This is a genomic window from Lacisediminihabitans sp. (genome assembly GCF_036404185.1).
Lineage (GTDB): Bacteria > Actinomycetota > Actinomycetes > Actinomycetales > Microbacteriaceae > Lacisediminihabitans.
The window spans coordinates 26520-38812 of sequence record NZ_DASWPB010000087.1 but is presented as its reverse complement, the minus strand read 5'-3'; the positions used below and the strand labels follow the sequence as shown (position 1 = coordinate 38812).

The following is a 12293-nucleotide window of genomic DNA, read 5'->3' as shown; positions in this document are numbered from 1 at the left end:
GCCGCCGCCCGCGGGTGTCAGGCTGGCGACATGCTCACGCGTGGTCTCACCGGGGTGCTGGCGCTCGCGGCATCCGCCGTCCTGCTGACCGGTTGCGCGAGCCCGCCACCGGTGATCGGCGAGGCGGAGCGGACCAGGATGGTCTCCACGCTCAAGGACGGGGAGTGGCGGGAGGTGTCGAGGCTCTACCCCGAGGCGGTGCGACCGGCCGTGTCGCCGGTCCGGACCATCCCGGACTACGAATGGGCCACGACGATGGCCGCGTGTCTGCGGGCGGCGGGGTTCGCCGTCACGCCGACGGACGACGGACAGGGCTATTCCTACTCCAGCAGCGACGGGCAGTCTCCGCTGGATTTCGCGGTGACCACCTACAGCTGCGAGGTCGCCTACCCGACCGTGTTCATCCTGCTGAGCCTGCTCGGGCCGAAGCAGACGTCCCTGGAGGCGGCCTACCAGCGGGGCGTCGTGCGACCCTGCCTGCTCCTGGCGGGGGCGCCCTCGCCCGCGCCGGACCAGCTGGCGCTCCGTGACGCTCCCGGAACCTCCTCCGGCTGGGATCCGTACCAGGGGCTCCTCCACGGGGCGGCGCCGGATGCGACGGTGCGCTTCTTCGAGCAGCGATGCCCGCCGGTGCCGCCCTGGCTTCAGCTGAGCGCTCGGGCGGGCGGCTGACGGCAGGGAATACCCACCCGTGCCGATCCGTTACCATTCCATGCAAACGCATGGAAATGATACGAGGACCTCAACACAGGGAGCGCGACAAGAGATGCAGTTCGGAATCTTCACCGTCGGAGACGTGACGCCCGACCCGACCACCGGGCGGATGCCGACGGAGCACGAGCGGATTGGGAACATCCTGACCATCGCACAGAAGGCGGAGGAGGTCGGCCTTGACGTCTTCGCGCTCGGCGAGCACCACAACCCGCCGTTCATCCCGTCGAGCCCGACCACCATGCTCGGCTACGTGGCGGCCAGGACGGACAGGATCATCCTCTCCACGTCGACGACGCTCATCACCACCAACGATCCGGTGAAGATCGCGGAGGACTACGCGATGCTTCAGCACGTCGCGGACGGCCGGGTCGATCTGATGATGGGCCGCGGCAACACCGGGCCGGTCTACCCGTGGTTCGGCAAGGACATCCGGGAGGGCATCCCGCTCGCCATCGAGAACTACGCCCTCCTGCACCGCCTGTGGACGGAGGAGGTCGTCGACTGGCAGGGCAAATACCGCACGCCGCTGCAGGGCTTCACCTCCACTCCACGTCCGCTCGACGGTGTCGCGCCGTTCGTCTGGCACGGCAGCATCCGCAGCCCGGAGATCGCCGAGCAGGCCGCCTACTACGGCGACGGCTTCTTCGCCAACAACATCTTCTGGCCGAAGGAGCACTACATGCGGCTGATCGGCTACTACCGCCAGCGCTTCGAGCACTACGGGCACGGCACCGCCGCGCAGGCGATCGTCGGATTGGGCGGCCAGGCCTTCATGCGTAAGAACTCGCAGGACGCCGTGAACGAGTTCCGCCCCTACTTCGACGAGGCGCCGGTCTACGGGCACGGTCCCAGCCTCGAGGAGTTCGCGGAACAGACCCCGCTGACCGTCGGCAGCCCGCAGCAGGTCATCGACCGGTACGCGGGGATGCGCGAGCACTTCGGCGACTACCAGCGCCAGCTGTTCCTCATGGACCATGCGGGGCTTCCGCTGAAGACCGTGCTCGAGCAGCTCGACATCCTGGGTGAGGAGGTCGTGCCGGTCCTCCGCAGGGAGCTCGCCAAGGATCGTCCGACCGAGGTTCCCGACGGCCCGACCCACGCATCCCTCGTCGCCGCGCGCGCCGTCGGAACCGATCCCGCCGCCGGGACCGATCTCCCCGTCGCCGGAACCGATCTCAAGGAAAAAACGGATGCGACGACCCTGGAGGTGGCCGGCAATGAGCGCTGAGGGCGAAAACTCCGTGAAACGCGTCGTTGTGGTGTCGTCCGGGCTCAGCCAGCCCTCGTCGACGAGGCTGCTCGCCGATCGGCTGACCGCCGCGACCGTGGCACGCCTCGATTCCCTCGGAGTGCGGGCGGAGGTCGAGGTGGTGGAACTGCGCGATCTTGCGCACGACATCACCAACAACCTGCTCACCGGCTTCGCTCCGCCGAAGCTCGAGGCGGCCATCGAGCAGGTGAGCTCCGCGGACGGCCTGATCGCGGTCACGCCGATCTTCACGACGACCTACAGCGGCCTGTTCAAGTCGTTCATCGACGTGATCGAGCCGACCGCCCTCACTGATCTGCCCGTCCTCATCGGGGCGACGGGCGGGACGGAACGGCACTCGCTCGCCCTCGACTACTCGATGCGGCCGCTGTTCACCTATCTCCATGCCGTCGTCGTCCCGACCTCCGTGTACGCGGCGTCGAGCGACTGGGGGAGCGGTGCGGATGCGGCGTCCGGTGCGCTCCCCGACCGGATCAACCGGGGCGCGAGTGAACTCGCGGCGCTCGTGCGCGACTCGGATCGCTCCGGCAGGATCATCGACCCGTTCGCCCTGCCAACCGGCTTCAGCCCGGTCGGCGGATACGGAGCGCAGTAGCCGGTTGGACCGGTCCAACACACAGGATCGTGGCGGAGGATGGGGCGATGTTTCGCAGACATCCCCTCCTCAGCCTCGTGACGGTGGCCTATCTGGGCTTCGTCGGATGGCTGACGCTCGGGCCCCAGCCGCTCCAGGGTCACAGCGGTGTCTGGCTCTGGCGACTGCTCGGCTTCTTCGGCAGGCATCAGTCGACCAACTGGCTCACCTACTCCCGGGTCGAGTTCCTCGCCAACGTGCTGCTCTTCGTCCCGATCGGGATGTTCTTCCTGCTCCTGTTCGGCAGGCGCTGGTGGTTCGTCAGCGTCCTCGCGGGTGTCGCGATGACCTTTGCCATCGAGATCGCTCAGTTGGCTGTACCGGGCAGGGTCACCGACATCCGGGACATCGTCGCGAACTCGGCCGGGACGGTCGTCGGTGTGGCCGTCGCCCTCGTGCTCACCGCCGGCCGGGCCAGACGGATGCGGCGTGCCCGTCGCCCCGGGCTCGCCGCCCGCTGATCGCGCCTCCCTGAGGGGCGGGCGAGTCGCCCGTGCCCTCGAAGCGGTGCTCGAGCAGATCGAGCAGGGCGGAGACGGCGGGGCTCGGCGAGGTCCTGCTGATGAGGCTCAGCCTCCAGTCGACGTCGTGGCCGGTGAGCCTGGCGAGGACGACGCCGTCGGCCGGGACGTAGGTGATGGTCGGGATGACGGCGATGCCGAGTCCGGCGGCGACGAAGCGGGGGATCTCCCCGAGGTCGGCGACCTGGGTGGTGATGGTCCTGCTGAGCCGCGCGCTCGCGAACGCCCGGTCGACGGCGATTCGATTGCCGAAGCCGTCGGGGGAGTCGATCCAGCGCTCGTGGGCAAGCTCGGAGAGCTCGATCGTGCGCCGGGAGGCGAGAGGATGCGTGGCCGGCATCACCACGCTGAAGCCCGACTCCGCCAGGCTCAGCACCCTGAACCCGGCCAGGTCCTGCAGCGGCAGACCCATGAAGGCCGCGTCGATGCGACCCCGTCGCACGTCGTCGGCGAGTCCCGTCGACCCGGAGGGCGAGGCGGCCAATTGGAGATCGACTAGCGGATGGTGATCGTGGAACTCTCCGAAGATGCCGGGCAGGTCGACGAACTCGAGGTTCGTGAAGATGCCCACCCGCAGCCGGCCGCGGATGCCCGCGCTGGTCGGGGCGGCGGCGGTGCGCACGCGGTCGACCGCCTCGATGGCGCGCCGCGCCTCCGGGAGCATCGCCGTCCCCGCCACGGTGAGCGCGACGTGTTTGGTGGAGCGTTCGAAGAGGGTGGTTCCGAGGTCGTGCTCGAGCGCCCGGATGCCAGCGGAGACGGTCGACTGCACCGCGAATAACCGCCCGGCCGCACGGGTGAAACTGAGCTCCTCCGCCACGGTGACGAAGTACTCGAGCTGACGCGTCTCCATCCCCTGATTATCGATGAAGACGATCAGTAATATCAAACACAGTCGTTGGACACGATTGGCAAACAGGCCGACCATAACAACCATGACTTCTCTTGCTCACACGATCGGCTCTCGCGGCGGCTGGCGTCTCCGCCACGGGGCCGGCTTCTGGCTCATCGCCGGCGCCTTCCTCATCGTCATGGCCTTCTCCACGATCCCCACCCCGCTCTACGCGCTCTATCAGGCGAGGGACGGCTTCTCCACGGTGCTGGTCACCGTGATCTTCGCGGCCTACGCGGTGGGGGTGATGGCGAGCCTGTACCTGGCCGGACACGTGAGCGACTGGCTGGGTCGTCGTCGCATCATCCTCGCCGCGGTCCTCATCGAGATCCTGGCCGCCGTGATGTTCCTCGTCTGGCCGGCGGTCCCCGGTCTGCTGACGGCGCGCTTCGTCTCCGGGGTCGGGGTCGGGGCGCTCACCGCCACGGCGACCGCCCATCTGAGCGAACTGCGTCTGATCGCCCGCCCGGACGAGGGTCCCAGGGCCTCGGCGACGATCTCCAGCATCGCCAATATCGGCGGGCTCGGCGCGGGGCCGCTGATCTCGGGGCTGCTGGCCCAATACGTCGCCGCACCGCTCGTCGTCCCCTACGTCGTCTTCCTCGTCCTGCTGGTCCTGGCGGGGATCGCCGTCGTCTTCGTGCCGGAGACGGTCGAGCGCCGCGAGGAGCGGCCGGCATACCGGCCGCAGCGGGTCGCCCTTCCGGAGGAGTCCAGGGGGATGTTCTTCTCCGCCGGCGCCGCCGCCTTCTCCGCCTTCGCGGTGTTCGGGCTCTTCACCTCCCTCGCCCCGAGCTTCCTCGCCGGCACGCTGCACGAGACGTCGAGGCTGCTGGCGGGTGTCGTGACCTTCGCGCTGTTCGGCTCCGCGGCGGTGGCCCAGCTGGCGGCCGCGCGGTTGACGACGGTCAGGCAACTGAGGCTCGCGATGTGGCTCATGGGCGTCGGCCTCGTGCTCATGGCCGTCGGTGCCGTGGTCGTCAGCCTTCCCCTGTTCGTCGTCTCCACCGTGATCGCCGGGGCGGGGGTCGGAGTGCAGTTCCGCGCATCCGTCGCCGTCGCGGCCTCGCTCGCACTGCCGCCATTCCGAGGAGAGGTGCTCGCGGCGCTCTTTCTCGTTGCCTATGCCGGCCTCGCGATCCCCGTGCTGCTCATCGGCCTCGCGCTGGCCTTCCTCCCCAGCACCGCCGTGCTGGTCGGATTCGTGGTGCTCGTGGCCGTCCTGGCCGTCTGGTCGAGCCTGTCGATGGGCGGCACGCTGGCCGATGCTAGGTCGGAATAGCACCCGCTGGTAGCATGGAGACAACCGGTGGGCCGTCTCGTGTGGCAGAAATGCACGAATCGGACCACGGCTACGGAGCAGGCTGGCAAGAAGCTGGTCAGTAGTGGTGAGGTTCTGAGCGACGTTCAGCGCTTTTCTACTGTTGACCAGAGCAGTGCTCATCGGGTCTTTTCCCGATGAGCATGCATGCCAAAGCGCCACGGTATTCGTCGAGAGACGGCAAGGCCGTGCGCCCCTTTCTGCCTTCTCCTGCTCCTTGACGAGTCGCGACCCATACGGGGTCACGACGTAAAACAAAGGAGATAACCCCCCTATGGAGGGTCCAGAGATCAAATTCGCCGAAGCCGTTCTCGATAACGGCAAGTTCGGCAAGCGCACCATCCGATTCGAAACCGGTCGTCTCGCTCAGCAGGCCCAGGGAGCAGTCGCTGCCTACCTCGACGAGGACACCATGCTGCTCAGCGCGACCAGCGCGAGCAAGCACCCGAAGGACAATTTCGACTTCTTCCCCCTGACCGTGGACGTCGAGGAGCGCAGCTACGCCGCGGGAAAGATCCCCGGTTCGTTCTTCCGCCGCGAGGGTCGTCCGTCGACCGAGGCGATCCTCGTCTGCCGTCTGATCGACCGTCCCCTGCGCCCGTCGTTCGTCGACGGCCTCCGCAACGAGGTCCAGATCGTCATCACCGTCCTCGCCATCGCTCCCGGCGAGTTCTACGACGCCCTGGCCATCAACGCGGCATCCGCGTCCACCCAGATCTCCGGCCTGCCCTTCAGCGGCCCGATCGGTGGAATCCGGCTCGCGCTCATCGACGACCAGTGGGTCGCCTTCCCGAAGTTCGAGCAGCTCGAGCGTGCCGTCTTCGACCTCACGGTCGCCGGTCGTCTCGTCACGAACTCCGACGGCTCGGAGGATGTCGCGATCATGATGGTCGAGGCAGAGGCCACGGAGCATTCCTGGGGACTCATCAGGGCCGGCGCCACCAAGCCGGACGAGGCCGTGGTCGCCCAGGGCCTCGAGGCGTCGAAGCCGTTCCTCAAGCAGCTCATCAAGGCCCAGGCCGAGATGGCCGCGCAGTCGGCCAAGCCGATCGCCGACTACCCGGTCTTCCCCGCCTACGACCAGGCCACCTACGACACCGTCGCCGGCTTCGCCTACGACGAGCTCAAGGGCATCTACACGATCGCTGACAAGATCGAGCGCCAGAACGCCGATGACGCGCTCAAGGACCGGGTCAAGGCAGAGGTTGCCGCCAAGGTTGAGCGCGGAGAGCTCGACGGCTCGGCCATCGGCCAGGTCAGCGCCGCCTACAAGTCGGTCACCAAGAAGATCGTCCGCAGTCGCATCCTCACCGAGGGCATCCGCATCGACGGTCGCGGGCTGTCCGACATCCGCCCGCTCGACGCCGAGGTGCAGGTCATCCCGCGCGTTCACGGTTCGGCGATCTTCCAGCGCGGCGAGACCCAGATCCTGGGCGTTACCACGCTGAATATGCTGAAGATGGAGCAGCAGATCGATTCGCTGAGCCCCATAACCAAGAAGCGTTACATGCACCACTACAACTTCCCGCCATACTCCACCGGTGAGACCGGTCGGGTTGGTTCGCCGAAGCGTCGCGAGATCGGGCACGGCTTCCTGGCCGAGCGGGCTCTCGTGCCGGTGCTGCCGAGCCGCGAGGAGTTCCCCTACGCGATCCGCCAGGTCTCTGAGGCGTTGGGCTCGAACGGCTCGACGTCGATGGGTTCCGTCTGCGCGTCGACCCTGTCGCTGCTCAACGCCGGGGTGCCGCTGCGCGCCCCGGTCGCAGGCATCGCCATGGGACTCGTCTCGGACGAGGTCGACGGTGAGACCCGTTATGCGGCCCTCACTGACATCCTCGGGGCGGAGGACGCCCTCGGCGACATGGACTTCAAGGTCGCGGGAACCAGCGAGTTCGTCACGGCGATCCAGCTCGACACGAAGCTCGACGGCATCCCCTCCTCCGTGCTCGACGGGGCGCTCAAGCAGGCGAAGGAGGCTCGCACCGCGATCCTCGCCGTGCTGAACGCCGCCATCGACGCCCCGGACGAGATGGCGCCGACCGCGCCTCGCGTGATCTCGGTACAGATCCCGATCGACAAGATCGGCGAGCTCATCGGGCCGAAGGGCAAGACGATCAACCAGATCCAGGACGACACCGGGGCCGACATCTCGATCGAGGACGACGGGACCGTGTACATCGGCGCCGTCGACGGTCCCTCTGCCGAGGCCGCCCGCGCCGCCGTCAACGCGATCGCCAATCCGCTCAACCCGGAGGTGGGCGAGCGGTTCCTCGGGACCGTCGTCAAGATCGCGACCTTCGGCGCGTTCGTCTCGCTGACCCCCGGCAAGGACGGCCTGCTGCACATCAGCGAGGTCCGCAAGCTCGCCGGTGGCAAGCGGGTCGAGAACGTCGAGGACGTGCTCGCCGTCGGCCAGAAGATCCAGGTGGAGATCACCAAGATCGACGACAGGGGAAAGCTGTCGCTGGCCCCCGTCGAGGCGGAGTCGACCGATGCCCCGACCATCGAGGAGTTCTCCGAGACCGCGAGCATTCCCGCGGAGTAACACCCGCTCGCACGTCAGAGAAGCCCGCCCCCGCACATCGTGCGGGGGCGGGCTTCTTCTCTGTCAGGCCGGAGTCTCGGCGAGCCCCATGAGCTGAGCCCTGCCGATGATGTTTCCCCGCAACAGGAAACCGAGCACGGCGGGGGTCGCATCGACGGGGACGTCCAGTTCACCGATGTCGAGCGCGCTCAGGGTGAAGAAATACCTGTGCTGCCCGTCACCGGGCGGAGGCGCCGCGCCGGTGAACTCCTCACCGCGCAACTCGTTCGGCACCGTCACCGCTCCCGGCGGCAGGTCCGCGGTGGCCGGATTGCCAGAACCCGCGGGAAGGCCCGTCGTCTCCGCCGGGATGTTATAGACCGCCCAGTGCCAGAAGCCGCTGCCCGTCGGGGCGTCGGGGTCGTAGAGCGTCAGGGCGAAGCTCTTCGTGCCCGCCGGAGCACCGCTCCAGGACAGCGCGGGAGAGCGGTTCCCGCTGTCGGCCCGTGCCCAGTCGGGGAGGAACTCCCCGTCGGCGAAGTCGGGGCTCTCCAGGGTGAAGGATGGCACCTCCGGCAATCGCCAGTTCGGATCATTGACCATGTTCTGCGTCCTTCCGTATTGGCGAAGGGCCGCTCGTCGGATCCCGTCGGCGGCCCTTCTGTCGCCCGTTTTGAGTCCTGGCGCGACTGTGGCGGACCCTCCGCACGCTGTGGGCGGTGGTTCCTCGGAAGCGGAATGCTTCCGCACAGAAACGAACATAGGCATCCGGCGGTTCCCGCGCCAGAGGGAATGCCGGCCTCTTGGCCCGCATCCGGCCGATTCACAGCAACGGGGGACCGACGGTCGCCAGATAACGATTTGGATTCGGGGCACGATCGCCGCGGAAACGGCGGCCTTTTTGCTCCGACTCTCATCTAGTCTCGGGATCAGACGGTCCGAGATTCGTGTTCCTCGTGCCCGCCGAGACATCGAGGGGGTGTGCATGACGCAGCTTTTGCCTGACCGCGTGGCGGATGCCGCCGGATCCGCGTCGGCGCCGGCCAACCCCGCGCGGCGCGCGCTCGGTCAGTCCGACCTCCGGGTATTCCCCCTGGCCATCGGAGGCAACGTCTTCGGCTGGACCACCGACGCCCGCGCCACCAACGACGTGCTCGACGCCTACGCGGAGCGCGGCGGCAACTTCATCGACACTGCCGATTCCTACGCGAGCGGGCGCAGCGAGATCATGATCGGCAATTGGATGCGGGAGCGGCGCAATCGCGCCCAGATGGTGGTCGGCACCAAGGTCGGCAAGGGCCCGGAGCATGCCGGCGTCACCGCCTCGGCGATCATCGGGGCGGTGACGGCGTCACTCGACCGTCTCGGCACCGACTACATCGATCTCCTCTACCTGCACATCGACGACGAGTCCGTGCCGTTCGAGGAGACGCTGTTCGCCGTCGACGACCTCATCCTCAGTGGCAAGGTCCGGTATTTCGGGGCCTCGGACCATTCGGCGAATCGGCTCATCGAGGCGCGGGTGATCGCGGCGCAGCTCGGCGTGACGCCGATGGTCGCCGTGCAGAACCACTACAACCTCATGCACCGCACCGAGTTCGAGGGCGACCTCGCCAGGGTCGCCGCGCAGCAGCGGCTCGGGGTGATGCCGCGGTTCGCCCTCGCGAGCGGTTTCCTCAGCGGCAAGTACCGCACCAAGGCGGACCTGGCCAGGAACGGACGCGGCGCGGAGGCGGCGGGCTATCTCAACCGGCGCGGCCTCAGGGTGCTTGCCGTCCTCGACCGGGTCGCGATGGAGCAGGGTGTGAGCGTTGCGGCGATCGCGCTGGCCTGGCTGTTGAGCAAACCGAATGTCGTGGCCCCGGTGGCCAGCGCGAGCTCGGCCGGCCAGGTGATCGAGCTCACGGCGGCGGCCGGCCTCCAGCTCAGCCGACACCAGATCGGCGAGCTCGACAGAGCGTCCGTCTAGCGCGGGTGGTGCGGCTCCGTGACCTCGAGTTGGCAGTCGTGGTTGCCCAGGAGGGCAGGCATCCAGCCACAACTGCCACCTCGACGGGCGAGACGGCAATCCCGATCCGGGTCGAGCCGGGCTACTTAGCCGCGCGCCTCGCCGATCAATCGCTCGACGGCACGCTGCATCGCCGTGGTCGCCGCGATCGGATCGCCGGCGTAGCCTCCGGTCATCGCGCCATCCCTGAGCAGTAGGAAGTCGTCCCCCGCCTCTCCGGGGAGGGAATGACCCATGGCCTTGAACAGCTCGACCAACGTCTCGGTGTACCACTCACGGTGTTCGATGACGAGCTCCCGAACGGGATGACGCGGGTCGGCGAACTCCGTGGCCGCGTTGATGAACGGACAGCCACGGAATCCGGGCGTTTCGACGTCGTCCGCGATGTACTCGGCCAGATCCCTGATGGCGGACTCCGGTCCGTCGGCGTGCTCGATGATCTCCGTGATGAAGCGTCTGGTCATGGCGTCACGCCCGGAGACGTACTCGAGGATCAGCCGGTCCTTCGACCCGTAGTGCTTGTAGAAGGTCGCCTTGGTGACGTCGGACTCGCTGATGAGCCGATCGATGCCGACGCTGCGGATCCCCTCGTCATAGAAGAGACGGTTGGCCGTCTCGAGGATGCGGCGCTTCGCCGGAGCGGAATTGGCGTGGTGGATGAGGGTCGGCCGCCGTGGCCCCGCCTGGGGATCACGCTGCGCGATCGGTTCTGTTTCGACAATCAACACGGCTTGAGCTCCCTTTGGCAATGTGGCTGGATGTCCTCAAAGCCGTCCGGCAGTCGAGACGGAATTGGATTATTCCGTCCCGCTGCCCCACGAGACAAGATCTCGTGTTTCCAACCCTGCGGTCACAACCCGCTGATGAGCGGGAGTCGTCTGAGCCTTCGGGTGGTTCTTCCGACGTGAGAAACTGTAACACGGCAGGGAGGACAGACAGCTCGGTTTGTCCCCACTTGTGCGGACCAACTATGCCCCAGTTTTGGGGGTGCGCGGCGTTCCCAGGTACGGGCGTCGGCGGTGACGTAGGCTCGGTGCAATGAACGGTGCAGTCCCGCTTTCCCTCGGCCTCGCCGAACTCGGCTTCACCGCATCCGGAGAGTCGCTGGTGCGACGGAGCGTCCTCCCCAGCGGCGTTCGAATCCTCAGCGAGCAGGTCCCCGGTGCACGGAGCGCGACCGTCGGCTACTGGGTCGCGGTCGGATCGCGGGACGAGCTGCCGGACACCTATGGCAGCACCCATTTCCTGGAGCATCTCCTGTTCAAGGGGACGGATGCCCGGAGCGCCCTCGACATCGCCGTGAGCTTCGACGAGGTCGGTGGCGAGCACAACGCCATGACGGCCAAGGAATACACCTGCTATTACGCCAAGGTCCAGGACAGGGACCTGCCCATGGCCGTCGACGTGCTCTCCGACATGATCACCTCCTCCGTCCTCGATGAGGAGGAGTTCGAGAACGAGCGGGGGGTCATCCTCGAGGAGCTCGCGATGGCCGACGACGATCCGGCCGACGTCACGAGCGAGAGATTCTTCGAGGCGGTGCTCGGCGCGCATCCGCTCGGCAGGCCGATCGGCGGCAGCCCGGAGACCATCAGGGCGGCGACCCGCGAATCGGTCTGGAACCACTACCGCGCCAATTACCGGGCGCGCGATCTCGTGATCACCGTCGCGGGGGCCGTCGATCACGACGAGCTCGTCGCCGGCGTGCAGCGCGCGCTCACCTCGGCGGGCTGGGATCTGGGCATCCAGGCCGCACCCGTCGGGCGCAGGGACGCGACGAGCGGCCTGATCGAGCGCGGCAGCCCGCTGGTGGTGGTGCAGCGGCCGATCGAGCAGGCGAACATCCTGCTCGGTGTTCCCGGCCTCCCCGCCGCGGATGAGCGCCGTTCCGTGCTCGCGGTCCTCAACTCGGTGCTCGGCGGCGGGATGTCCTCCCGGCTGTTCCAGGAGATCCGGGAGAAGCGCGGGTTGGCCTATTCCGTGTACTCCTTCTCGCCGAGCTATTCCGACGCCGGCCTCTTCGGCCTCTATGCGGGCTGCTCTCCGGCGAAGGCCGGCCAGGTGGCCGAGCTCATGCTGTCCGAGTTCCGACGTCTGGGCGAGGGCGGGGTGACCGACGAGGAGATGCGGCGAGCCGTCGGGCAGCTCAGCGGCGCATCCGCCCTGGCGCTGGAGGACTCCGATACCAGGATGTCGCGGCTCGGCCGGTCGGAGATCACCCTCGGCGAGTTCTCCGATCTCGACGAGGCGCTGCGCAGGCTCGCGCTCGTCACCCCGGAGGACGTCCGCGAGCTCGCGGTCGAGCTCGCCGCACGACCGGTCTCGATCGCCGCCGTCGGAACCATCGATCAGGCCGCCTTCGACGGGCTGTTCGACGTGCCCGTCATCGTCTGAACGGCACCGGACGTA

The 12293-nt window shown here is 67.7% G+C and carries 11 protein-coding genes; 8 read left to right on the top strand and 3 right to left on the bottom strand.

Going from position 1 to position 12293, the window contains the following annotated elements:
• Positions 1–30 precede the first annotated feature (30 nt).
• The 4 genes from VGC18_RS05570 (at position 31) to VGC18_RS05555 (ending at position 3079) form a co-directional block, all read left to right on the top strand.
• Entirely contained in the window at positions 31–672 is a 642-nt protein-coding gene (locus VGC18_RS05570) for a hypothetical protein (RefSeq protein WP_331095090.1), read from the top strand.
• 94 nt (positions 673–766) lie between these two features.
• Complete coding sequence (locus tag VGC18_RS05565; protein ID WP_331095088.1) at positions 767–1942, top strand: LLM class flavin-dependent oxidoreductase; 1176 nt, start codon at positions 767–769, stop codon at positions 1940–1942.
• Positions 1932–2579 carry an FMN reductase gene (locus VGC18_RS05560; RefSeq protein ID WP_331095086.1) on the top strand — a complete coding sequence of 216 codons (648 nt, stop codon included), beginning with the start codon at positions 1932–1934 and terminating at the stop codon, positions 2577–2579. The genes VGC18_RS05565 and VGC18_RS05560 overlap by 11 nt, the downstream gene beginning before the upstream one ends.
• Positions 2580–2626: 47 nt before the next feature.
• Positions 2627–3079: a VanZ family protein gene (locus tag VGC18_RS05555; RefSeq protein ID WP_331095085.1), complete on the top strand. Its 453-nt coding sequence runs from the start codon at positions 2627–2629 to the stop codon at positions 3077–3079.
• Here VGC18_RS05555 and VGC18_RS05550 read toward each other — a convergent pair.
• Complete coding sequence (locus tag VGC18_RS05550) at positions 3018–3992, bottom strand: LysR family transcriptional regulator (RefSeq protein ID WP_331095084.1); 975 nt, start codon at positions 3990–3992, stop codon at positions 3018–3020. The genes VGC18_RS05555 and VGC18_RS05550 overlap by 62 nt on opposite strands.
• An 82-nt stretch (positions 3993–4074) precedes the next feature.
• Here VGC18_RS05550 and VGC18_RS05545 point away from each other — a divergent pair, with 82 nt between their 5' ends.
• Positions 4075–5313 (top strand): MFS transporter, encoded by a 1239-nt coding sequence (locus VGC18_RS05545; protein ID WP_331095082.1) that lies wholly within the window; start codon positions 4075–4077, stop codon positions 5311–5313.
• 313 nt (positions 5314–5626) lie between these two features.
• A complete protein-coding gene (locus VGC18_RS05540; protein ID WP_331095080.1) occupies positions 5627–7897 on the top strand; it encodes a polyribonucleotide nucleotidyltransferase in 2271 nt (756 codons plus the stop codon).
• Positions 7898–7960: 63 nt separating this feature from the next.
• Here VGC18_RS05540 and VGC18_RS05535 read toward each other — a convergent pair whose 3' ends face one another.
• Entirely contained in the window at positions 7961–8479 is a 519-nt protein-coding gene (locus VGC18_RS05535) for a YbhB/YbcL family Raf kinase inhibitor-like protein (RefSeq protein ID WP_331095078.1), read from the bottom strand.
• A 382-nt stretch (positions 8480–8861) separates the two neighbouring features.
• Here VGC18_RS05535 and VGC18_RS05530 point away from each other — a divergent pair, with 382 nt between their 5' ends.
• The gene (locus VGC18_RS05530) at positions 8862–9845 is read left to right on the top strand and encodes an aldo/keto reductase (RefSeq protein WP_331095076.1); all 984 of its coding nucleotides are present in this window, start codon (positions 8862–8864) and stop codon (positions 9843–9845) included.
• 125 nt (positions 9846–9970) lie between these two features.
• On the opposite strand, the gene VGC18_RS05525 is transcribed toward VGC18_RS05530, so the two are convergent.
• The gene (locus tag VGC18_RS05525) at positions 9971–10612 is read right to left on the bottom strand and encodes a TetR/AcrR family transcriptional regulator (protein WP_331095074.1); all 642 of its coding nucleotides are present in this window, start codon (positions 10610–10612) and stop codon (positions 9971–9973) included.
• A 310-nt stretch (positions 10613–10922) separates the two neighbouring features.
• Between VGC18_RS05525 and VGC18_RS05520 the strand changes: the two genes are divergently transcribed.
• Entirely contained in the window at positions 10923–12278 is a 1356-nt protein-coding gene (locus VGC18_RS05520; protein ID WP_331095072.1) for a pitrilysin family protein, read from the top strand.
• Positions 12279–12293 lie beyond the last annotated feature (15 nt).